Origin of the sequence: Abiotrophia defectiva ATCC 49176 (genome assembly GCF_000160075.2) — a bacterium.
In the GTDB taxonomy this organism is placed as follows: Bacteria; Bacillota; Bacilli; order Lactobacillales; family Aerococcaceae; genus Abiotrophia; species Abiotrophia defectiva.
Genome location: NZ_KI535340.1, coordinates 1,512,590 through 1,534,971, shown reverse-complemented (window position 1 = coordinate 1,534,971; position 22,382 = coordinate 1,512,590). Strand labels below are relative to the sequence as shown.

The 22,382-nt window shown below is 44.6% G+C and carries 20 protein-coding genes; all 20 read right to left on the bottom strand.

Translation table 11 applies throughout. The annotated features are described in order from the left end of the window. Positions 1-187 precede the first annotated feature (187 nt). Positions 188-1,729, bottom strand: coding sequence for an ABC-F family ATP-binding cassette domain-containing protein (locus GCWU000182_RS07175; RefSeq protein ID WP_023392153.1), 1,542 nt, complete (start codon positions 1,727-1,729; stop codon positions 188-190). Between the two features lie 63 nt (positions 1,730-1,792). Next, entirely contained in the window at positions 1,793-2,542 is a 750-nt protein-coding gene (locus GCWU000182_RS07170) for an NAD-dependent protein deacylase (RefSeq protein ID WP_035364303.1), read from the bottom strand. 87 nt (positions 2,543-2,629) lie between these two features. Continuing rightward, complete coding sequence (locus tag GCWU000182_RS07165; protein ID WP_023392151.1) at positions 2,630-3,691, bottom strand: zinc-dependent alcohol dehydrogenase family protein; 1,062 nt, start codon at positions 3,689-3,691, stop codon at positions 2,630-2,632. A 152-nt stretch (positions 3,692-3,843) separates the two neighbouring features. After that, entirely contained in the window at positions 3,844-5,676 is a 1,833-nt protein-coding gene (lepA, locus tag GCWU000182_RS07160) for a translation elongation factor 4 (RefSeq protein WP_023392150.1), read from the bottom strand. 332 nt (positions 5,677-6,008) lie between these two features. Further along, positions 6,009-6,419 carry a hypothetical protein gene (locus GCWU000182_RS07155; protein WP_156905298.1) on the bottom strand — a complete coding sequence of 137 codons (411 nt, stop codon included), beginning with the start codon at positions 6,417-6,419 and terminating at the stop codon, positions 6,009-6,011. A gap of 11 nt (positions 6,420-6,430) precedes the next feature. Continuing rightward, on the bottom strand, positions 6,431-6,838 hold the full coding sequence (locus GCWU000182_RS07150; RefSeq protein ID WP_023392148.1) for a hypothetical protein: 408 nt from the start codon (positions 6,836-6,838) through the stop codon (positions 6,431-6,433). Further along, positions 6,828-7,259 (bottom strand): hypothetical protein, encoded by a 432-nt coding sequence (locus GCWU000182_RS07145; protein WP_023392147.1) that lies wholly within the window; start codon positions 7,257-7,259, stop codon positions 6,828-6,830. Before GCWU000182_RS07145 ends, GCWU000182_RS07150 begins: the two co-directional genes overlap by 11 nt. 235 nt (positions 7,260-7,494) lie before the next feature. Further along, positions 7,495-9,093 (bottom strand): glucosaminidase domain-containing protein, encoded by a 1,599-nt coding sequence (locus tag GCWU000182_RS09690; protein ID WP_023392146.1) that lies wholly within the window; start codon positions 9,091-9,093, stop codon positions 7,495-7,497. A 17-nt stretch (positions 9,094-9,110) separates the two neighbouring features. Then, entirely contained in the window at positions 9,111-9,392 is a 282-nt protein-coding gene (locus GCWU000182_RS07135; RefSeq protein ID WP_023392145.1) for a phage holin, read from the bottom strand. A gap of 2 nt (positions 9,393-9,394) precedes the next feature. Further along, positions 9,395-9,763: a hypothetical protein gene (locus GCWU000182_RS09685; protein ID WP_023392144.1), complete on the bottom strand. Its 369-nt coding sequence runs from the start codon at positions 9,761-9,763 to the stop codon at positions 9,395-9,397. A gap of 63 nt (positions 9,764-9,826) precedes the next feature. After that, positions 9,827-10,093: a hypothetical protein gene (locus GCWU000182_RS07125; RefSeq protein ID WP_023392143.1), complete on the bottom strand. Its 267-nt coding sequence runs from the start codon at positions 10,091-10,093 to the stop codon at positions 9,827-9,829. Beyond that, positions 10,074-10,598 (bottom strand): hypothetical protein, encoded by a 525-nt coding sequence (locus GCWU000182_RS07120; RefSeq protein WP_035364300.1) that lies wholly within the window; start codon positions 10,596-10,598, stop codon positions 10,074-10,076. The genes GCWU000182_RS07125 and GCWU000182_RS07120 overlap by 20 nt, the downstream gene beginning before the upstream one ends. Continuing rightward, positions 10,579-10,887, bottom strand: a complete 309-nt coding sequence (locus GCWU000182_RS07115) for a hypothetical protein (RefSeq protein WP_023392141.1) — start codon at positions 10,885-10,887, stop codon at positions 10,579-10,581. Before GCWU000182_RS07115 ends, GCWU000182_RS07120 begins: the two co-directional genes overlap by 20 nt. Positions 10,888-10,901: 14 nt before the next feature. Then, the gene (locus tag GCWU000182_RS07110) at positions 10,902-12,176 is read right to left on the bottom strand and encodes a gp58-like family protein (protein ID WP_023392140.1); all 1,275 of its coding nucleotides are present in this window, start codon (positions 12,174-12,176) and stop codon (positions 10,902-10,904) included. Positions 12,177-12,192: 16 nt separating this feature from the next. Beyond that, positions 12,193-13,518 (bottom strand): pyocin knob domain-containing protein, encoded by a 1,326-nt coding sequence (locus GCWU000182_RS07105; RefSeq protein ID WP_023392139.1) that lies wholly within the window; start codon positions 13,516-13,518, stop codon positions 12,193-12,195. A gap of 1 nt (position 13,519) precedes the next feature. Next, complete coding sequence (locus GCWU000182_RS07100) at positions 13,520-15,661, bottom strand: phage tail spike protein (protein ID WP_169727606.1); 2,142 nt, start codon at positions 15,659-15,661, stop codon at positions 13,520-13,522. Then, positions 15,661-16,380 carry a phage tail component protein gene (locus GCWU000182_RS07095; RefSeq protein ID WP_023392137.1) on the bottom strand — a complete coding sequence of 240 codons (720 nt, stop codon included), beginning with the start codon at positions 16,378-16,380 and terminating at the stop codon, positions 15,661-15,663. The genes GCWU000182_RS07100 and GCWU000182_RS07095 overlap by 1 nt, the downstream gene beginning before the upstream one ends. Beyond that, positions 16,370-21,022: a phage tail tape measure protein gene (locus tag GCWU000182_RS09680; protein WP_023392136.1), complete on the bottom strand. Its 4,653-nt coding sequence runs from the start codon at positions 21,020-21,022 to the stop codon at positions 16,370-16,372. The genes GCWU000182_RS07095 and GCWU000182_RS09680 overlap by 11 nt, the downstream gene beginning before the upstream one ends. Before the next feature lie 202 nt (positions 21,023-21,224). Continuing rightward, the gene (locus tag GCWU000182_RS07085) at positions 21,225-21,569 is read right to left on the bottom strand and encodes a hypothetical protein (RefSeq protein ID WP_023392134.1); all 345 of its coding nucleotides are present in this window, start codon (positions 21,567-21,569) and stop codon (positions 21,225-21,227) included. Positions 21,570-21,711: 142 nt separating this feature from the next. After that, entirely contained in the window at positions 21,712-22,365 is a 654-nt protein-coding gene (locus GCWU000182_RS07080; RefSeq protein ID WP_023392133.1) for a hypothetical protein, read from the bottom strand. Between the last annotated feature and the right edge of the window lie 17 nt (positions 22,366-22,382).

Genomic DNA, 22,382 nt, shown 5'->3' with positions numbered 1-22,382 from the left:
TATGTGAATAGAAAACCTTATCATTTTTAGTAAAAACCCTAGAATTACTATATAATAAATTATATATTGCCTATTCGGATTTTAGATTCACAAGTACTTTGTGAAGTTGAGTTTATAAAATAATCTTGATATATCGGCTTTAAGACATGAAAAAAAGCCAAAGTGAACAAACTTTGGCTTTGGCTTGTTAAAATTGATTGAAGTCCCAAATTTGGTCGACCCAACCTTGATAAAATTCAGGTTCGTGGCAAACCATGAGGATACTGCCCTTGTATTCTTTGAGGGCTCTAGCCAATTCTTCCTTGGCATCAACGTCCAAGTGGTTGGTCGGCTCGTCCAAGATCAAGACATTATGCGGAGCATTCATGAGTAGGCAAAGGCGAACCTTGGCCTGCTCTCCCCCACTTAAGACTTGAATTTGGCTTTCGATATGCTTAGAAGTCAGGCCACAACGTGCTAAGGCCGCGCGAACTTCAGCCTGGTTCATGGCTGGGAAAGCATTCCAAACAGCTTCTAATGGCGTCTGACGGTTACCTGAAGCCACTTCTTGTTCGAAGTAACCAATTTCCAAGTAATCCCCTTGCTCGACTTGGCCACCCAAGGCCGGAATAAGGCCCATGAGACTCTTGAGTAAGGTTGTCTTCCCAATCCCGTTGGCCCCGATGATAGCCACCTTCTGGTTACGTTCAAAGACTAGGTCCAGCGGCTTGGTCAGGGGCTGGCTATAACCAATTTCTAATTGATTAGCTTCGAAAATGAAGCGGCCAGGCGTCCGGGCAGACTGGAAGTCAAATTTTGGCTTAGGTTTCTCGCCCTGTAGCTCAATGACTTCCATCTTATCCAATTTCTTCTGACGGGACATGGCCATGTTACGTGTTGCTACCCGGGCCTTATTGCGGTTGACGAAGTCCTTAAGGTCCGCGATTTCCTTCTGTTGCCGTTCATAGGCTGCTTCTAACTGTGCACGCTTCATGGCGTGGACTGCTTGGAAGTTCTCATAGTCGCCAACATAGCGGCTGAGCTTGAGGTTTTCCACATGATAGATAATGTTAATAACACTATTAAGGAATGGGATATCATGGGAAATTAAGATAAAGGCATTTTCGTAGTTTTGCAAGTAACGTTTAAGCCACTCGATATGTTCGGCGTCCAAGTAGTTGGTCGGCTCGTCTAAGAGCAAGATATCGGGCTTTTCTAAGAGTAACTTGGCCAATAAGACCTTGGTCCGCTGTCCCCCACTCAGTGAGGTGACGTCTGTGTCTAAACCAAAGGCGGTAATACCAAGAGCACGAGCCACTTCTTCAATTTTAGCATCCAAGGTATAGAAATCGTGGACTTCCAGGCGTTCTTGTAGCTCCCCTACTTCCTCTAATAGGTCTGCCATGGTTTGGTCATCAGCGGTCGCCATCTCTTCATAGGCCTCGCTAATGCGCGCTTCAATGGCAAATAAATCATCAAAGGCCATGCGCAAGACATCGCGAATGGTTTGCCCAGGCTTAAGGACGCTGTGTTGGTCTAGGTAGCCTGTTGTAACATACTTGGCCCACTCTACCTTGCCTTCGTCTGGCAATTGCTTACCTGTTACAATGTTCATGAAGGTTGATTTTCCTTCACCATTGGCCCCAATTAGGCCGATATGTTCCCCTTTGAGTAGGCGGAAGGAGACATCTTCGAAGATGGCCCGATCGCCGAATCCATGGGTAAGATTTGATACGCTTAAGATACTCATGTCTTTCCTCCAAATTGACAGTTCCTTCCTATTATAGTCTATTCTGTTAGCTTTGAATAGGGTTTATTGCTCTGGTAGCACTAATTGGCTGAAAACCTGCCCAATAGGAGCATGAATAACTAAATCTGCCCAGTCATCCTGAGGGATGGCCTGCTTATTGATGACCACCAAATGTTTACCCTTAAAATATTGCAGTAGACCTGCAGCCGGATAGACTACTAAAGAAGTGCCTCCTACAATCAAGGTATCGGCTTGCTGAATGGCTAAGATAGCCTGGTCAAAAACCTCCATATTAAGCGACTCTTCATAGAGGGTAACATCTGGTTTAAGCACGCCACCACAATGGGGACAGCGCGGAATGCCCTGACTATCATAAGCGTCAAGAAAGCTCTTAAGGTCATAGACTCTGCCACATTCCTGACATATATTTCGGTCAACCGTCCCATGTAGTTTGAGAACGCATTGACTACCAGCGGCTTCATGTAGGGTGTCAATATTCTGGCTAATGACAGCGTCCAAGTGGCCACTGGCCTCTAACTGTGCTAGAAAGATATGGGCAGCATTTGGCTTAGCATGAGGATAAATCAAATGCTTACGGTAAAAATCATAGAAAAGCTGGGGATACTTTTGATACATGCTATGACTAATCAGTTGTTCAGCTGAAAAGTTTCTACCTAAATCTTGACTATAAACGCCTTGGGCACTGCGAAAATCAGGGATACCCGATTCGGTTGAGACGCCTGCACCACCGAAAAATACTAGGTGATGACTGTCGTTAATGATGGTTTGTAGAGCATGAATGTCTTCTTGCATAGGCTTCCCTCCTATCTTCTGTTGTGACATAAAAAAGTGACCGAGCCCAGGCCCCGTCACTTAGGCATAAATGCTATCCATCTTGCCCTAACTTTGTGGGCTAAGGTCATTTTCAATCAGGACCTTAATGGCATTATTCTTAGAAGCATCGCGGAAGACGTCATAAGCCTCTTCGATTTGAGACAATTTGAAGTAGTGGGTAACAAGCTCTTCAGGGTGAATCTTCTGAGCTTCTAGGGCTTGCAGCAGTTGTGGTGTGGTATTAGTTGATACTAAGCCAGTTGTTACGGTAATATTGCGAATCCAGAGTCTATCTAAGTCGAATTGCACAGGGACCCCATGGACACCCGCGTTAGCAATACGGCCGTCAACTGCAATAATCTTTTGGCAGAAGTCAAAGGATGCTGGAATCCCAACCGCTTCAATGGCCACGTCAACCCCACGACCATCCGTTAAGTCAAAGATTTCCTTGATGGCTTTGGCAGTATCGGAATTATTAACCTTATGGGTAGCGCCGAACTTGAGGGCGGTATCTAGGCGGTGATCATCAATATCCACCATGATAATCTTAGCAAGAGAATAGAACTGAGCGGTTAAGAGTGAGCCCAAACCAACTGGTCCAGAACCAATAATAGCCACATTACAACCTGGCTCTACCCGACCTTTGAGGACCCCAATTTCATAACCCGTTGGTAGAATATCTGAAATCATAACCAAGGCTTCATCGCTAAGACCTGCTGGTGGGCTATAGAGGGTATTGTCTGCGTGTGGAACGCGGAGATATTCAGCCTGTGTACCGTCGATTAAGTGGCCGAAAATCCAACCACCCTCGTCTTCACAGTGGGCATAAATCCCCTTCTTACAGTAATAACACTTACCGCAGGAGCAGACGCAAGAAACAATGACTTTATCGCCAGGCTTGAAGTTAGTCACGCTGGATCCAACTTCTTCGACAACCGCAATCCCCTCGTGCCCTAAAATCGTCCCACTTTGGACAGCTGGCACATCACCCTTGATGATGTGGAGGTCTGTCCCACAGATGGTCGTTTTAAGCATACGAACAATTGCATCCGTTGGCTTCAAGATGACAGGCTTTGGCTTGTCAACGAATTTAGCTAGGCCAGGTTCAACATAAGTGTATGCTTTCATAGTATTCTCCTCCTTATTGTGAAATTTGTGAAATATACTACACTTATATTGTAAACCTTTTCTTAGATGATTGCAAGCGATTACTTAATTATTTTGACCTTCTGTTTATACAAAAAAAACTCCCACCATAGTGGCTGGGAGCTTGATAGATATTAATCTTCGTCCATTTGTAGGACAGCCATGAAGGCTTCTTGTGGGACTTCCACCGTCCCAATTTGTTTCATCCGCTTTTTCCCCTCTTTTTGTTTCTCGAGGAGCTTCTTACGACGGCTGACGTCCCCACCGTAGAGTTTAGCCGTTACGTCTTTACGCAAGGCTTTAATGGTGGTACGCGCTAGAATCTTATTACCGATAGCAGCCTGAACAGGTACTTCGAAGAGTTGACGCGGAATGATGCCGCGAAGTTTTTCTACTAATTCACGGCCACGACCGTAAGCAAAGTCCTTGTGGACAATCATGGAGAAGGCGTCAATCAGGTCGCCATTGAGCAGGATATCCATCTTAACAAGGTTAGATGGTTTGTAGCCAATTAATTCGTAGTCAAGGGATGCATAGCCTTTGGTATTGGATTTTAGCTTATCGAAGAAGTCATAGATGATTTCTGACAAGGGTAATTCATAGACCACATTGACCCGGTAATCATCCAGATAATCCATGGTAATGAAGTTACCCCGCTTACGTTGGCCGATGTCCATGACTGCGCCAACATATTCATTAGGCACCATAATGGAGGCCTTAACGTAGGGCTCGTAGATTTCATCGATGACGGTTTGATCTGGCATAGCAGACGGGTTATCCACGATGATTTCCTCACCATTGGTCTTTTTGACCTTGTAAATAACCGAAGGTGCTGTAGTAATCAGGTTGATGTCGAACTCACGTTCCAGACGTTCCTGAATAACGTCCATGTGCAGCAAGCCTAAGAAACCCGTACGGAATCCAAAGCCTAGGGCTTGCGAAGTTTCAGGCTCAAATTGTAAGGCCGCGTCATTGAGTTGGAGTTTTTCCAAGGCATCCCGCAAATCATTATAGTCGTTAGACTCGACTGGATAGAGACCGCAATAGACCATGGGATTAAGCTTACGGTAGCCGTCTAGGGGTTCTTGGGCCGGATTGTTGGCCAAGGTAATGGTATCCCCTACTCGCGTATCTTGAATGGTCTTAATAGAAGCCGTGATATAGCCCACATCCCCTACCATGAGATAGTCGCGTTGGACGGGCTTAGGACTGAAGACCCCGACTTCCACTACATCGAATTCTTTGCCGTTGGACATCAAACGAATCTTGTCGCCAGGTTTCACGACACCATTAATGACCCGGATATTCAAGACAACACCGCGATAGGAATCGTAGACAGAGTCGAAAATTAAGGCCTGAAGCGGTGCTTCCAGGTCGCCTGGAGGGGCTGGTACCTTGTGGACAATTTGCTCCAAGATTTGGTCTATCCCAATACCAGATTTAGCTGAGGCGAAAACGGCCTCGCTAGCGTCAATGCCAATGACGTCTTCAATTTCAACTTGAACACGCTCAGGATCAGCCGCTGGCAAGTCAATCTTGTTAATGACCGGCAGAATTTCTAAATCGTTATCTAAAGCCAAATAAACGTTGGCCAGAGTCTGAGCTTCAATCCCCTGGGCGGCATCGACGACCAAGATGGCCCCTTCACAGGCTGCCAGTGAACGTGACACTTCATAAGTAAAGTCCACGTGCCCTGGGGTATCAATTAGGTGGAAGATATACTCTTCCCCATCCTGAGCCTTATAGGTCAGTTCAACAGCGTTAAGTTTAATGGTAATGCCTCGTTCCCGCTCCAAGTCCATGGAGTCCAAGAGTTGGTCCTGCATTTCCCGGTCCGAAACCGTCTCAGTCAACTGTAAAATACGGTCAGCCAGAGTGGACTTACCGTGGTCAATATGGGCAATAATGGAGAAGTTACGAATTTTCTCCTGGCGGGCTCGGAGTGCTTGTAATTCTTGTGGATTCATAGGCTTCCTCTTTCGTACAGATTTATCTAGATGGGAGTGCCATCTGGCACTAATACACTGGTCTATTGTACCAAATTTTTGGCTCTAAGACTAGGGTTAAGCCAAGGAATGCTGACTAAAATTAAGAAAAGAAAAAGGCTGGAAGATTCCAGCCTTTAGACTTATTTGCCTTCAAACATGTCAAGGTACGGACTCACTCAGACCAATACGGATTAACCTATATATGACAGTGCTACTAAAAGACTCAATCAGATACATAAAGATAAATGATAGGTAAGTCTGCCCCATGAATGCCCCATGTGGTAAATAAAAAGCGTTGGACAAACCCAACGCTAGAAGTTGAATAGCTTAAGTCGCAAGCTTTCATATAGTTCTTTCGCAATTTTAATTTCATCTTCACTTATAGGGCTACGTTTTATGTAGTCTGCGTGGTGTCTATACCCCTTAAGGTCTATAAGTTCATCAATGATTTTTGCTATCTCTTCTTCACTATATCCATGTGTAGGGCATGATGAAAGTGCGTTTATTGTTCTTTCGTGGGAACCTCCATTAAACTGTGGTATATTCTCCCTGTATATAAAATGATTAAGCACAATGTCGTTAGCCATATTATAACAAGCGTAATACAATCTCCCGATTGCTGCTCTTTCTGCGCCATCTTTTAAACCAGAATCATTCCCAGCTTTGTCTGCAATATCAAACAGCCGACCTGCAATCCTTTCGTTGTTATCCCACTGATACATATACATATATATCACCCTAATAGTGCTGCGTATGGAAGTGACTCTTTCTTAATTTCCTTCTTAAGTAACGCTAACATTTCTTTCTTTTCTTCAAAACTTTTAGAATCAGCGAATACATGGAAGAAACCAATGGCATCCCCTGGTTCTTGATGAATTTCTATTTTTCCATATCTCTCTTCATAGTCATTTCCATAAATGTTTTTGACTAATGCGGATAGTTTATCTATGTTAGGTACAAGTTTTAACTCGATGCTGTTTGACTTATTAGCTTCACTTTTTTCAAAATACAATGTATTTGATTGAACAATTCCTGGGATATTATCAGATTCTGGTAATTGGATTGTTACAGGTTGATAATTTACAGCCACTGCAGTTATGGCAAAAACTTTGCCTGCGTTGCTAAAAGCTTTATTCTTCATTTTTATCAACACCTCTCGCATCAACTAGCTGATTATCTACGCTTACAAAAAAACTATATGTATCAACTAATTCTCTATCTACATATAAGTCGTATGTGTGCATACCATCGCTTACAATATCCATGTCTTGAACACCAACATTAAAAACAATTGCAGTTTTCCATTTTTCTACTCCAGAACCGTCACCTTGTCTTTCAATGGTTCCATCAATTCTGTTTATAATAAATCCAGTAGAATCCTTTAGATTTATAACAACGTTATAAGCCTCTTTGTCTACGTCTTCTACCATTACACATCCAACGATAGTAAAAGATACCTTTGCAGGAAGCGAAGTAACGACTTGCGATAGTATCGGATTAGTGATTATCGTGTCATCTCCTGAGATATCTGAACCTTGACACAAAAACAATCTTCCTAACATCTTATGTCTCCTCCTAGTTACTTACAATCACCTATAGCCACTTATAATTACCTATAACCACCTATAACTACTTACGGTAACTCTCTTTGGCTTCATGATAGCAAATCATTTCCTTTATTTCAACAAATATTTACTTTTGGTTAAAAAAAATAACCCCCAGGCCGAAGCCCAGGGGTAATGTCATAAAAAGCGTCCGGAATACCGGACTTATTTGTTTTGGTCTAAAATATTGGACCTAGAATTTACCGACGATGTTGCCAGTTGCTTTTTCAATCAGAGAACCATCTTCAGCAACTGTAATTTCAGTGTTCTCAAGCATTGAGCCATCTTCTTTGACATAGTACAAACGACCGTCGCCGCCTGGAACGTATTCCTTAGATGACATTTCACCGTTGTCTTCCAAGTGATACCACTTGTCTTCGTATCGAACCCAACCGATAACCATTCGGCAGGCCTCGTCAAAGTAGTACCACTTACCGTCACGATACACCCAACGCTTAGCATAAGCATAACCGTCCTCGTCAAAGAGGTACCAGTAATCGTACAGTTTGAGCCATTGGTCTGCTGGCCATGAGCCATCTTCGTTTCTGTACCACCAACCGGTCTCGTTCTTAAGCCACCCGGTTTCTTTCACCTCGGAAGAGCCCACAGACTCACCGCTTAAGATAGCATTGACCTTAGCTTGGACTGCATTGTAGTCGTAACCGGAAGCTGTCAAGCGAGCTTTTCTATCTTCGCCAGACCCCCATTGACCATTAATGACTTCTTGAGCTACATCTACAACTGATTTAGAGCCACTTGAAGCAGTAGATGAAGCGGAACCAGAGCCATAGCTAGGTCTAGCGTACCCTTTGATTTGCCAGTGGTTCCAAGCGTAAGACCGTCTCCGAACAGCCGATGGGGAGCCAGAATTACCCTCGATGGTATTTACCGTATTGCCACTAACAGACTCAACAATACCGATATGGTCTGCAAAACCGCCACCGTCCCAATCAAATGTGATAATGTCCCCGGCTTGTGGATATGATTTACCAATCCAGATGCCTTTTGATTGGAAAATAGCAATATGGCGTTGTACGCCACATTCTCCACCTACCAACGATGATAGGCCAGCTTTCCTAAATGCAGCGGTGACCGTTGCATCGCACCAGTCATCATCACTAGTCATTCTATAACCTACCGGCAGAGGGCTTTGAGAATTGTAAATGGATAAGATTTCATTATGAACCCCACCATACATTTGCCCACCTAGCCAGTTCCTGAATACATTTAATACATCTTGAGCACTTGCCATATTGCTAGATTCCCCCTTGTCGATTCTATCCAACGAGCCATCTGCATTGAGCGCATCGTGGATTGTTTTCATGCTGTTGTAGTAAGAATTAAAGACCTTCTCGGAGTTGGTTCCGTCACCAGCGTAGTCCGCGACAGCTCCGCCATATTTGAATAGCCCTAAAGCATACTCTCTAAGTGTTTTCTTGCCACTACACTTGTAATAGCCACCGTTTCGTAGAAGCCATCCAAAGTCTTTTAAGTAGTCTTCAACGCTTTCATAGTGGATATAGTAGCCACCCTCGTCAGATGGGCGAGCTAGACCTGGTCTTACAGTGACTCCACTCCCTCTTGTGAACGGTTCAGTTGAATCTTTGTACCATGTTGCGCCACCCCAGTTGTTATCTGTCCTCGCAGATGTTGACTTAGGATGTTGCCCCCAACCAGTCTCGTGGCATAATTGGCAAATGACAAAAGAAGGGACTAGGTCATAATGCCTAGCCACCTTCTGCATCTTGCTAATCAAGTCATCCGAGAGCGTGTAATTACCGTATTGCAACATACGGCTTCACCCCTTTCTTAGGACTCTTTAGGAGCCTCATAAGTTAATGCTTGTTCACTATCTCCTAGCCCAGCAGTAGTAGGGTCAGGGATAAGGTTAAAGGCATTGACAAATGTCAATCCAATTAAGTAAGGATTGCTGAACAGAGATACAAACAGTTTCCCTAATGTCTCAAATGTTGTTAAGTCCTCAAGCTTGAGGTTTTGATAAGCCAATACAGGCATCAAGATAGCAATCGCGAAACGTGCTAAGAATGCTACGTTCTTTTTGTTAAATCTTACTTTCCAGTTAATGTTCATGATTATTTTCCCCTCCGTGGTAATTTTTTGTATTCTTCATACAGTGCATCAATGGCCCCATTGCCACCAGTGGCATGGTAGCCATCTACTAAGTTGACAACCTCTTGAAAGTTGTCATACGTTTCGTATCCGTTCTGAATTGCTTTCATCATCTCTTTCCTGATACGATAGCGTGTTAAATTTCTATTAGCCAAACTGTTGGCTTGTCCCACATCATGCAGGTCTTTTTGATTAATTTCCAAGGTGTTCATTCTCTCCAACACCTCAGAGATTTGTTTGGATATGTTCCGGTTTGATTGGACCATATCCCAGATAATTTTGACCACCGCCCCAAACGCGCCAAGCACAGCGGTGAACTCAGTTACACTCATAGATTCACTTCCTTCAAAAGAAAAGAGCGTCTGTTAAATTAGACGCTCTTTTTATTTAGGTGATTACTCTTCACCTTTTTCAGCTTCGGCCTTACGAGCCTTAAGCTCATCTAAGGTCATGTGTTCTAACTCAGGCATGCCTAAGATTTCGAGTTGGCGGCGAACGCCTTTCTTGTAACGACGCGGAACAGAACTAAATGCTTGCTCAGCATCTGCAATGTTCAACGCATATAACATGTAAGTAGCCACGAATGATTCACCCCCTTTCATAATGAACCGAACGTTAGCAATGTAGACAGATACTTTCTCTCTAAGAACCTTCCACCACATGATGCTCATCTCCTTCTTCATGTTTTTCCTCAGCTTCCTCTTCTTCCTCAGGAAGTTCTGCAGGCAAAGTAATGTTAAGATGTTTCGCTACCGCCTTAAGTTGGAAGTCCAATAAGTCTGTATGATCCAACAGATTGGCGTTGTTGTTTGCTTGTTCAAGGATTGATTCTTTAACGGTCTGCATCAGCTTGTTGCTTTCCGATAATTGAGTAGCCTGCGTTTCGATTGTTGCGTTAGACTTTTGAAGCAGTTCAGTCAACTTATGCACCTGTTCTGCTGTTTGGTCCGCTTGTTTGATAGCGTCGCTCATAGCGTACTTTTGGAAGGTGTCTTTGTAGACCGCCTGCATAACTAATTCTGCTAAATCTAAGTCGGGGGTGCTTAAGTGGTTCCCCTCAATCTCACGCTCAAATGCTGTGTAGTCACCGCTTACTGACGAGATATAGACGCGTGTAGCTTCACCGTCTCGTAGTAAGAATCGACTGTTAATTTTCATTTCCGGCATCTTGTTCACCTCCTGCTAACTCAATCAACACCGACAATTGAGAGATAGATAACTCAAGGCTTTCTAGCTCTGTCATCGTCAGTGTTGGTAAGTCAATTGTTTGTGTTTGAGCCAATACTTCTTTGGCTTCTTCTTCGTTGCATCCTTCTAGCGCATCAATAATGATGCGTACAGAAGGCTCCAAGACTTGAAAAATCTTCAACAGTTTGAACTTAAGACCGCCCTTGATTGGTTGGTCCTTTACCTGGTTCATTACCGCTTGGAGCGTTAGTATTTCGCTATTCTTCAAATCGAGTACCTCCTTTAATAGTTAACGAACAACTGAGCCACAATAGGATAGTTGTATCGGCTCCCTGTTCGTGCGTTGAATACGTGAGCATACCCAACTATTGGCACCCTCGCATTCTTATAGTCTATTTTGTCTTGGACCACATAAGACACCGTACGCAATAAGCGCAAGTATCCTTCGTTATAGTCCGAACCGGCACGCCAAGTCTCAGTATCAGAGATTGCTGCTTGCGCTCTGAATTGCTTACCTTTGTAGATGTCAGGTAACTGAACCCACTTATAACCGTCTCGAACACCGATGCTCTCACCGCCACTTTCGCGACCATCGTTTATGATGTTCGTTACGGTGATAACATCCTTTAGGTAAGAGGTCTTGAAGCTTCCACCTTGTTCTTCGTGATAGAGACCTTCAGCAGTTATCATTGTCTTGGACCCGTCGTTATGGATAGCGGTTATCCCTTTCCCATTGACCTCTACCACGCTAGTGGTATCTCGCCAAAGCGATTGAAGGAACTCTGATTTATTACCGCTTATCTTATTAACATCTAATTTCTGTGCGACGATGGAACCAAAGTTACCCATGACCGCTTCAATGTTCTCAGCAGACAGACTCTCAGTGGTCAGTTTCTTAGCAAAAGCACTGTCAATGTTGACATCACCGTCTAAGTCAATGACTTTACCTTTAATGCGTACACCTTCAGGTGTGAGGTTTAAGACACTCACTAAGGCGTCTGGCTTGCCCGGTTGTCTCAAGGCAGCTAAGATACTGTCCGCTTGTTGCTTGTAGATAGACTCATAATTGTGTGATGTTACTTTGTCCAGGATCATACGCTCAGTCTGTTCTCTTAAACTACTTACTTTATCATCAGCAGTCGAACTTGCCTTGCTGAGTAACTTGCCTGCAATACTTGCGATGTCAGTTCTGACATTGTTGTTATTGTCCACGAACTGAGCCAATAGCCCAGTACGACTCAAGACAATTTGGCTTTCAAGGTCGCCTCTAAGCGAGGTGAAGTCCAGTCTAAATTGTTGTAAGTGATTAAAGATTTGAGCAATACGACTCGCTTCAGAAGTGTTCTTGATATATGGCCCAGGGTCTGAACCATGAACAAGTCTTAGTTGAGTCAGAATGTTATCCCCCAACATATCCGGGAAGATGCTAGCGTTGTACAAAGTGATAACATCGTCTGGAGTCTTAGGGATAAAGGTAATAGAGAAGTCTCCGTCACCTGCAATCAGCGTCTTTCGCTCAATCAGACCGCTCACTTCAATGTCTAGGTTAAGACTCATGTTCCATCACCCGACCTTACGTGAGGGCCCATTTAGTAAAGGCACTAGGCACCACACCGTCGACAATAGCATAAGCTACCTGGTAAGTCTTACCTTGCTCTCTCATGGCCCCGGTGAAGTAGATGTTGTTGTTATCTATCTTAGTGACCGTACCGAAAGCACCGGTTCTGCTGTCCTTTTGCGCGGAAATACCGATAGGAACCGCATTGCTTCGCAAGTAGTCGCCAAAGTCCTGATTAGAACTTACTTGTACCGTAAGCCCTTGGCCTAAGTCTCGCCATTCTCCAAAGCGCCCGTTCTGCAATGAGTTTACTAAGAAACCGCCGTTGTGGCGTGGCGAAAAGCAATAAGCGTATGTATTGGAAGACTTCCATACAAATACTTCCTTCATTGGCGCGTTGTTGTCCTTGACGATATTAAAGCCAATAGGCACCGTGTTTGATGCTAGGAAGGTGCCAAAGTTAGTTCCACTAGGACAAGTGGCGATATTGAAGCCCAGGCCCCATTCATCAAGCCCAAGGCGTTTTAGTGTGTTAGTTAGGTATTCACCGCTCGCTACCGGTTGAACGCTCCAAGCACCATTATTTACGCGTGTTCTCACCCAAATGCGGCCGTTAGTTCCATAAAACACTTGCCAAGTAAAGTTGCCGGCTTGACCCGGACTGCCTACCATATTGCTAAACACAAGGATAAAGCCATAACCGGAAGCAATGCCTTTACTGCTTGCGTTGTGGCTCTGCTCGTACCAGTAAATCCCCGGCGTTCCTAGTGTGTCTAGGTCTTGTGGTGCTCGTTGTTTACCAGTAGACCCAAGCAAGACCTTTAGGCCGGGTAGGTCTAGCGCCTGCTCAATGGTTGTGCCACTCTTCAACTTACCTAAAGTTTCACTCACCCGATTCACCGAATCAGCAGTTGCCATGCCACTCATCTGAGTGTTAAGACTTACGGTCACTTCTCGATTGCCCACAATCTTAACCCTAAACGGTATCTTAACCGTCATCTGTTGTTGCGTCTTTGGTGGGAACACAAAGGCATTACCTTTGGCATAGTAAAGGAGCACATCGGCCCCTTCCCCTACCTTGCCAAAGACCCCAACTTCTTGGATGTTCTTCTCTGCAGTGATGTCGAGCGCAATGTTGTCGAACACACCCTCAATTACCTGGTACTCGTTGTCTGATGTTACCGTAGGCGTTACTTCACAGACTTTTCGAGCGAGACCACTAGCTGTGGCCACATCACCCATTTGACCGTCTCCCAGGGCTATTTTAGTCAAGACCAGTGCGCCACCCTTGGCAAGCTCCCTGGTCCCTGCGTTGGTTAGTTGTAATTGGCTAAATGCCATATCACCAGTCCCCCAATCTTATAGTTGTTTCCACATGAGGTAGCAAACACAGAGCGTATGCGTCTCTACCTGTGTGGGTAATTTTGTTTACTGTTCCGTCAACCTCAACGAGCTCATGTGCACTCGCATCATCTTGGCTAACTTTTACAGTAGTTGGTTTGTCGACATGAGCTTGATACACCCTTGGCACCTTGCCTTGAGTGATTGCTGTCACGACATAGGTGTCATGGTAGGCCTTTGGTATTTCTACGCTATTACCTTGCCCACCACGAGTAGGGTATTTAACGTTATTAGGCTTGGCAGTTACCGTCATTGGTAAGCTACCAGTTACCGTAAGCAGACTAAAAGGACGCTCTACAAACCGGTTAATACCTGCTAGCGTATAAGGCTGACCAGGAGTAAAACCCGAACCGTTGTGCTTGAAGCTTATCTTGCCGTCTTCCACTGTGATAGTGACACCATGCTCGGTGTCAAACTCAACTGGGATGCGGTTAGCAGAGAAGATTTGCTCTTTATCGTTACCGATGATACCGACTGAAAGTTTCGCCTGATCATCAAGTGCTTGAATCTTCTTGGCCATGTCTTCAATCTTAGTACCGTCGATACCGTCAAGGTTCTCTGTGATTTCATCGGCCCTTGCTTCCATATCGTCGATGGCTTCCTGAATACGTTCGGCAGTGTACATATTAATCTTGTCGACCCACGCCCCGTCCTCAAACACTTGAGTCGTGATATCTTCCGGGTGGTCTTGAGGATAGTAGAATCTTATATCCCCTTCTCGTGGTCTGTCCGGTTGCTCCGGCCCGAAGTAGACACGATTGCTACCGTTGGCCGCCATAATAGATGCTACTTGCCGTTCTACCGCTTCTTTGACCTCAACCTTGTCAGACACTGTCTGAGATAAGGTCTCGGCCACAGTAGGTACGGTAGAGCCCATTTCAATGCTACGGTAGTTTCGGTTGATACCGTCATAGTCATAAGCGATACATCTAATCTCTTCTTCAACATCATGCGTGAGGTATCTCAGCATGACAGTGTCACCGTAAGCAATAGGTGTACCGTCAATAATGTTGGTCTCAACCTTGATGCTGCGCGAAGGTAAGTCGACTTTCTCGTGAGTGAATTTAGCCATAGCCCAACGTATCAACTCGTCAGGGTCTTCAATCTCATTGTTCTCGTAAGACTTTTCATATACCATGCTGTATTGGTCAATCAATGGACTGTCAACCGTCACCTCGATGATAGTAGGTTTCTTGGCTTCCTCTTTCTCCTCTTTCTTACGTTTCTTGTCTTCTTCCTTCTTCTTCTCGGCTTCAAGTTTCTCTTTCTCTCGTTGGCGCTTCTGCGCTTCACGATAGACTCTTTTTTGATACTTGTTCAGACTCTTATAATAAGCCTGCTCACGATCGTGTTTTTCTTTCTTGAGCCGGGCCTTTTCTTTGGCATCCTCTTCTTTTTTCTTTTGCTTAGCTTCCTTTTCTTCTTCCGTATCATGATGATGAAACTCACTTCGTGCATGAATACGTGTGACAAGCGTTTTGTTAGAAGTCTTATCCTCGAAGCTACTGATATTCTTATGCTCGTATAACAAAGCCTGGGTGTGGTGGCCCAGTGCTTCTACGAGTCGGATATCATAACCGTTAAGCAACAGTTCAGCTTCCCACGTACCGACGATAGAGTGTTTACCACCCATGAATACTTCCATAGCAGGAAACTTACCTTTGTGTTCCTTGTCGGTATTAAAGGTCCGTCTCTTGTCAATGGCTGTGTGGAAAGTAAAAGGATGTCCAGGTCTTAACTGGCTCTTGAAAGAAGTCAGCGCATCTAGCATGGTCCCATTGTTGATATTGATTTTGTCAATCTCATAGGTCAGCATGTCGTAGATGACGTGCATAGCTTCGACTTGGATGTAGTCATTGTGCTTCTCAATATCCCAGATACGGAAAGCATCAAGACCGTCTGGAGTGTAGGTTCTTACAATCATCTCACGCTTGAGTTTCTTGTATTCTTCTGTGTCATCAATCAACACTTTGAAAGTTACATAGAATGTATCGTCTCGTTTAACGTGGCAGTCATAGGCTGCATTGATGATGTCTCCATGGTAGTTAAACTCTGTCTGCGTTGGTGGGTATAAGCTAATCACTAACGCCACCCCCATCGACAAGTAATTTCTAAGTTGGTGATGCCTTCTCCGAAGTTAACGATATGATCACCAGGATGAACGATGAAGAAATTACCTCTGACACGTTCATTGAGTAACTGTTTTCCGTTGGTGTAAGCATCTTGCTTACCTGGTGTACATTCAATAAAGACCGGTTGGCCCTCTTGCAACTCTTTCAGATACATCTTCTGTTCGCCAATCTGAACAAAGGTCTCACTAGTTGTTTTACCAGTTACCTTAATCAGTGGGAACATTGGAGCATTGGTGTAGTTGGTTAACTTCTGACCGTTGGTCATTGTCTGCACTTGAGGTGTCTCCATGCCGAATGGTTGGCAGTAGAATACAAGCGTCACAGGATAGCCCATGACCTCATCTAACACTTCCCATTCAGTGTCTAAGCTGATGTAGTAGTAACGTAAGTCAGGCTCATCAGAAGGTGTGAACCACCCTTCCTCGGATAACATAGCCTTGAGTTTACGCAACTCTTTCTTGCTGTCAGTCTTACACCATAGCTTGTAGGACTTCTTGATACCCTCATAAGCTTCGATAGATTGTTTAAGGTAGCCGGTTACCCGCTCTTCCTCAAAGACCTTATCCTTTCGCTTGGCGTATCTGACCGCATCATTTTCTTCAACGGCCACTAAAAAAGGTAAGTCAGCGGTCGACTTACCGTTAATAATTAGCGCATTATCATGTAGCATGGCCCACCGCCACTCCCTTCATCATTAGTTTGTCTCGCTTAAGTGCCTTAGTGATAGCCCCTTGGACCATATCACTGAGTCGCTCTAAGTCAGACTCTTGTCTTACTGTTGGTTGGTCAATAGTGATGTTGATAGTGATTGACTGACCAGCTCCTTTGCCAGCGTTGCCAGTGGCTTGACGCACGACATCTTCAATACCTCTCATCTTCTCACCAGTACTCAATGGCGTGATAGTCACACCGCGTTTGGTTACTTGGAAAATCTCTGGACCTGCTTCACCCACAATACCTGTGTAGCCAACTGGTACGTTACCCGCACCGCCTGCGAACATAGGGATATGACCGCCAGTAGCGTGTAAGCCAATGTGTCCACCCTTGGCATGGGCCCCGAAAGTCCGGTAAACCTTATCCACGTAAGTGGTTAAAGTCGAAGACTTAGAATAGGTGCTGTTTAAGGCCCCTATCCACGACCATACCGCAGCGATGTTACCGAAGATGCCAGGCGTGTAAGTTGATGCAGTAGATGACGTACTACGCATCGCACCACTTGCTAAGTTATACCCCAAGATAGAGGTTGTATTTCCTAGCATCCCAGGAGTACTTGAGTTAGCAGTGGAACTCGTGTTCTTCATCGCTCCGGTCGCAATGTTATACCCTAAGATTGCCAAGGTGTTGGCCACCATAGAGAAAATGTCGGTGGTAATGGTTGAAGATTTGCTCTCAACCCCGGCCGCCGCCAAGTTATAAGCATTGGTGTTCTGAGTTGCTTCAGGCACCCCAGGAGTCTCTGCTGATATCGTGGCTTTGCGTCCGTTGTAAGTCATCATCCCTGCGGTAGCTAAGTTGAGGTCTAAGAGATTAGTCTTAGCTGGCTCTGTGTGTGCTTCAGCAGTGATCGTGGCTTTCTTGCCGTTTACCTTACCGACTGTATCGTCTAAGTTATCTAACTCTTCGCTAGTCTCCTCAGCATTGGAGTCGGTTTGAAGGTTGACCGGTGGCAAGCCTTGAGTTTGGAGATACTCATTAACTAACGCTTGAATTTGCGTTTGCGCATCCGGACTGTTGGTGTCAATCTTGATGAACTTAGCGAAAAATTCTTGGTTGTTCCAAAGGTCAGCTCCTCGAATTGCTTCAAGTAGTTGTTGGTTCGCCACCTGGGATTCCAAGTTGAGAATCTTTGTCTCCATTGGGAGGGTATTCCAGTCTACTAATTGGTGCATCACGTTCTCGAAGTCTTCAGGACTCTTGATGTTAGTCACCAGTTCTTTTTCTTCAGGTGTTAACGAGTCCCACTTGCCCATTTCTTCAAGCATCTTCTGAGCGACATCAGCACCGCGTTCTCGCAACGCTAGTAGTTTTTCTTCTGGTGTGAACTCGTTCCATGCTTTGGCGAAGTCTAGGGCGGCGGCCGCTTCGGAAGTATCAACGTTAACCTTAACTTCTGGTTCAACCTCATTGACTTTTTCTAAAGCTTCTTTGAGCATTTTGACTTTTTCTTCTGTGCTACCAAGGTTAGCAATCGTCTTAGCTGTTGCTTCATCGATAATGCCTTGTTGGCGTAAGAAGTCTAAACCAGTACTAGTAACAAGGATGCTTAAGTTGTTACCAAAGGTCTTCATCAAACCTTCAACAGAGGATAACGACTGACCTGCACCTTCAGCGAGTTTTTGATACGACTTAATCATTGACAGTACTTCTGCGTCCGTCAGTTCTCGCCCTTCCTTGGCTGCGTTGCGAAGGATAGTTTGAATGCTTGCTTCAGCGTCGGTAATAACTTGTCGTTTCTGATCGTAAGCCGATTGAACTTTAGCTACTTCTTGATTGTACCTTTCATCATCCCAGTTAAAGTGTTGCCTTTTTTGATTGAGGAGCTCAACATCAGCTTGTTGTTGTTTGTTTAAGTTTTCGACAACTGATTTAGTTACGTTACCGATTGCGGTCATTTGGGCATTGGCCCATGTTTCATCAATAATTCTATGTTTATTGAATGCTGAGATTGTTTGACCCAACGAATCGCCAAGCCAAGTATTGTACTCAAGCATGGCATTCTTGACTCGTTGAACCTCTTCCTCAGCGACTACGCCAAACTCTTTCATTTTGGCACGCAAGTCATCGAAGCGAAGAACTGTCGAGTTACCGTTAATATCAATCAGTTTCTTTGGATCATATGTGAGGTTTTCCCACCAATTCTTATTACTGAAAAGCTTATTACCAAGCTCTTGGATGTGACGGTTAGTGGCTATAACTTCTTTCATATTTTCTTCATAGGCTTTAGTAGAATTGTCAGCGTGCTCTTTCGCTGCCTTGCTTAAGCTGTCTAGAAGTCCCTTACCTGATGTAACTGCAGTGAACCACTCTTGATACTTACCTTTAGTCAACGCCACAGCTTGTTGGTGTGCTGCAATAGGAGCCACTGCTTCATTAGCTAAGTAAGCTACGAAACCTGCAACACCCGCAATTGCCACACCACCTGCTATTGACCAAGGACTGCTGAACAAGCTTGCGCTTGCACCTGCTCTAGTTGCTGCGCCTTCGACACCTTCTAGTGCATTTTTAGCTCCTTGGATACCAGAAGGAGTAGTGAACTTACCTAATGCTTGGAACAATTTACCTACACCTGTAAACGCTAGACCCGTTACCTTGGTTAAATTACCTAAGATTTTTAACACTGGACCCAAGGCGGCTAAGAACAGACCGGCCTTAATAATAGCGTTCTGTGTGGCAGGGCTTAATGACTCAAAGGCCATTATCCAAGCTCGGACACCCTCTACAATTTTCAAAACATGCGGTAGTAACTTACTACCAATTTCAATACCTAAGTCTTTCAGTTGAGCAGTTGCTTGTTTGAACTTAAACTCAGGCAGTTCTTTCATCGATTGAGCGATAGCTTCAGTAGCCCCTTTGGCCCCTTCAGCTTCTTTAGTCATGTTACGCAAGGCATCACCACCCTGCATAACCAATGCGTTCATAGCAGTCTGCGCTTCAGTACCAAAGGCCATAGCTAAGGCTGCCGCACGTTGTTCATCTGTCCACCCTGCGGTGTTCTTCTTGATGGTGTCGATGATATCAGGGAGTTTGATAGTCCCTTTCTTGAAGTCCTCTACTGCAACCCCCATGGCTGCAAAGGCCTTTCGGTTTTGCTTGGATGGTTTCAAGAGTCGTGATAAGGCACCACGCAAGGCAGTACCACCTTTAGATGCTTGAATACCATTATCACTCAAGATACCTAAGATAGACGCGGTTTCTTCCACGCTCATATTAAGTGAGTGGGCAACCGGACCGACATAAGACATACCTTCCCCAAGGTCAGCAAAACCTGCAGAGGTGGCGTTTGCTATGTAGGTCAGTGAGTCAGTGACTCGTGTTGAGTTTCTAAGTGTCTCTTCGTAAGTCTTACCTCTAAGGTTAAACTGACTTAAGACTTGAGACGATACGCTCATGACATCGGCGAACTTGTCACCCGATGCAATCGACGCGTTTAAGATGTTAGGCAACATACCTAGCACTTGTTGAGACGAGTAACCGGTACGGATAAGTTCGGCCATACCTTGGTTAATCTCTGAGGTGCTTGCACCATAATCAATGGCCATGCGTCGGCTTGCTGAACCTAACTGATTCATCTCTTGACGAATTTCATTGGTGATTGGCTTACCACCTGATAACAACGGACCAAAAGCACCAACTTGAGAATGGAAGTCGGCAGCTGCTTTAGTGGCCGCCCCAAACCCTGCTAGGATAGGAGCAGTAACCCTAGATGTCATCGTGTTACCCAGAGCGTTCATTCGCTCGCCATTTTGGATCAACTTACTACCGAAACCTTGAAGTTGTTGCGCCGGGTCAGCTAACCACCCACCTTTATCTCTCCAGGCCTTATGAAGTTGTTGCTGTTCGTTACGCAACTTATTCATTGACTCTTGAGCCTGTGCAAGTTTAAGTGGTAAATCACCTGCTTCTTTCTTAACTGATTCAAGTTCTTTCGTCAGTTCGTTTAATGACTGTTTGTAACCCTTGGTTGCGCTCTTTGACGCATCATAAGCAGCCTTTGCTTGTTGAGTCCTAGCACTGGCTTCACCTGTTGCGGTTTTAAGTTCAACCAACTTGGCTTTTAATTCTGCGGTCTTCTGCTTAGACTGCTCATAGGCAGTTTTAGCGGACTTGACCTCATCAGAGTTACGCTTGTGGGCCTGTCTCGCTTCGTCTAAGGCTGTCTTTAATGACTTAGTATCAGACAAGGAAGTCTTGTACTCAGCAGTGAGTTGTGACTGTGATTGTTTGAGTTGGTCTGAAGCAGTCTTAGTTTGAGCGTAGGCCATTTTTAGCGTGTCCTGCTTGCGTTGGCTTTCGTCCAAGGCACTAGCTGTCTTACGGATAGACGATTCTAATTGACCTTGGATAGCAGGAAGTAATTTCTGACGATTGGCTAAAGCATCTACTTTCTGACTAGCTAACTGATAACTGCTAGATAGACCTAGCATGTTAGCTTTGTAAGTAGCAGTGATGCCGGCATTGTTACCTAATGCTGCTGCCATCGCCTTATGTTGAGCTTGGCTAATACGCAGTTGGTTGTCAATGCTCTGTAAGCCGGATAGGTACTCCGCCTTACCTTCGAGCGTCAGGGATAACCCTGCTTTTCTTAGTGCCATAGTGTCCCCCTTTCTTAAATACTAAAGAATGACTTAGCGGATGTTTCAGTGAGCTTTTCTTCCTTGTCACTAGAACCCATACCATTAAACTTTGCATGTTTCTCTAACAAATACGCCACCGAATGGAGATCGTGTTCAAACATAAACTCTTCCTTGGTCATCCCAAACCATTCTCTGCAAAGGAAGTAGAGGTGGTCGTAGTCTACTTCTTCGCCTTTCCCTTTTTTGAGTCACCTTTTGCTTGCTCTTCAGCATCAGACAAGATGATGAGTTGGTAGTCGGTTAAGAAAGTTTGAATGTCGATAAAGGTTGTGTTTTCTAACACTTCTTCTAAGGTGGTTTCATACCCATTGGCTGCCAATACCGCAACCACGAATTTAGCACCGCCGATAACATTTTCTTTTTCATACTCTTCGCCCCATGACCCTTGAGTTAGACCAAATAACGATTGAAGATATAAATAGACTGCGTTGTTAACCTTGAGCTCTACTTCGTGGCCCAAAATTCTTGTTTTCATCTTTTTTAATTGTGTCTTGAAGATACTCATTAATTTTCACTCCTATAAAAATGAAGGGGACACTAATTGTGTGCCCCTCCAACTAATTTTTATTATCCCCCTGGTACCACTGGTACACCGCCTGGACTTGCACCTGGTTGAGGTGATGCAGGCGATGGTGAAGCAGGGGTTGTTACTTTTTTGCTGCGTCTAAAGTTTCAGCGTCAAACCAACCTTGTTGCAACAATTTCTTCTCGTCGTAGTAAGCAGCTGAGTCAGAGTTAGACAAGTCAACTTGGTGGAATACATACTTGTCTTTGTGACCGTCAATCTCAACTTCGAATGGTAAAGGTAAAGCTTCAATCTTGAACTGTTTGATTTGTTCGTTGTAGTCTTCACCTTCAGTTTCTGCACTTTGCTCTACTGGAGTTAAGAAGCAGTAAGGGAAGTTGATAACCAATGAGTTGTTGTTCTCATCAGTGAAAGGTACGCCTAAACGGAAAGGAATTGGTTTAGGGTTGCTTGGCATAGCCCATGCGCCTTTCTCCCCTACTTTCTTCATACCTTGTAGTTCTTCCGCTAAACCTTCAGGGAAGTAACCTGCATCAAGTGTAAGTTCTGCCTTGGTGATTTTCTTGATCAGTGTGTGGAGTTGGTTAGAAAGATAAACCTTCTTGTCCACGATAGTTAATGCTGTACCTAACTTCTGAACAGATGGAGTTGCGAATGTCTTTTCATCATAAGTTGGTTTTACAGATGAACTAACTAAATCGCCGTTTGTCATCTTTTGTACGTGCATACTGCCAACACCGGTCAACAGAGCGCGTTTTACTGTTTCTAATGCCATAAAATTTTGTCTCCTTT

Excerpts from the sequence above, each read along its gene's own strand:
- GCWU000182_RS07175 (WP_023392153.1), bottom strand. The coding sequence starts at position 1,729 with ATGAGTATCTTAAGCGTATCAAATCTTACCCATGGATTCGGCGATCGG.
- GCWU000182_RS07170 (WP_035364303.1), bottom strand. The coding sequence starts at position 2,542 with ATGCAAGAAGACATTCATGCTCTACAAACCATCATTAACGACAGTCAT.
- GCWU000182_RS07165 (WP_023392151.1), bottom strand. The coding sequence starts at position 3,691 with ATGAAAGCATACACTTATGTTGAACCTGGCCTAGCTAAATTCGTTGAC.
- lepA (WP_023392150.1), bottom strand. The coding sequence starts at position 5,676 with ATGAATCCACAAGAATTACAAGCACTCCGAGCCCGCCAGGAGAAAATT.
- GCWU000182_RS07155 (WP_156905298.1), bottom strand. The coding sequence starts at position 6,419 with ATGTATCAGTGGGATAACAACGAAAGGATTGCAGGTCGGCTGTTTGAT.
- GCWU000182_RS07150 (WP_023392148.1), bottom strand. The coding sequence starts at position 6,838 with ATGAAGAATAAAGCTTTTAGCAACGCAGGCAAAGTTTTTGCCATAACT.
- GCWU000182_RS07145 (WP_023392147.1), bottom strand. The coding sequence starts at position 7,259 with ATGTTAGGAAGATTGTTTTTGTGTCAAGGTTCAGATATCTCAGGAGAT.
- GCWU000182_RS09690 (WP_023392146.1), bottom strand. The coding sequence starts at position 9,093 with ATGTTGCAATACGGTAATTACACGCTCTCGGATGACTTGATTAGCAAG.
- GCWU000182_RS07135 (WP_023392145.1), bottom strand. The coding sequence starts at position 9,392 with ATGAACATTAACTGGAAAGTAAGATTTAACAAAAAGAACGTAGCATTC.
- GCWU000182_RS09685 (WP_023392144.1), bottom strand. The coding sequence starts at position 9,763 with ATGAGTGTAACTGAGTTCACCGCTGTGCTTGGCGCGTTTGGGGCGGTG.
- GCWU000182_RS07125 (WP_023392143.1), bottom strand. The coding sequence starts at position 10,093 with ATGTGGTGGAAGGTTCTTAGAGAGAAAGTATCTGTCTACATTGCTAAC.
- GCWU000182_RS07120 (WP_035364300.1), bottom strand. The coding sequence starts at position 10,598 with ATGCCGGAAATGAAAATTAACAGTCGATTCTTACTACGAGACGGTGAA.
- GCWU000182_RS07110 (WP_023392140.1), bottom strand. The coding sequence starts at position 12,176 with ATGAGTCTTAACCTAGACATTGAAGTGAGCGGTCTGATTGAGCGAAAG.
- GCWU000182_RS07105 (WP_023392139.1), bottom strand. The coding sequence starts at position 13,518 with ATGGCATTTAGCCAATTACAACTAACCAACGCAGGGACCAGGGAGCTT.
- GCWU000182_RS07095 (WP_023392137.1), bottom strand. The coding sequence starts at position 16,380 with ATGCTACATGATAATGCGCTAATTATTAACGGTAAGTCGACCGCTGAC.
- GCWU000182_RS09680 (WP_023392136.1), bottom strand. The coding sequence starts at position 21,022 with ATGGCACTAAGAAAAGCAGGGTTATCCCTGACGCTCGAAGGTAAGGCG.
- GCWU000182_RS07085 (WP_023392134.1), bottom strand. The coding sequence starts at position 21,569 with ATGAGTATCTTCAAGACACAATTAAAAAAGATGAAAACAAGAATTTTG.
- GCWU000182_RS07080 (WP_023392133.1), bottom strand. The coding sequence starts at position 22,365 with ATGGCATTAGAAACAGTAAAACGCGCTCTGTTGACCGGTGTTGGCAGT.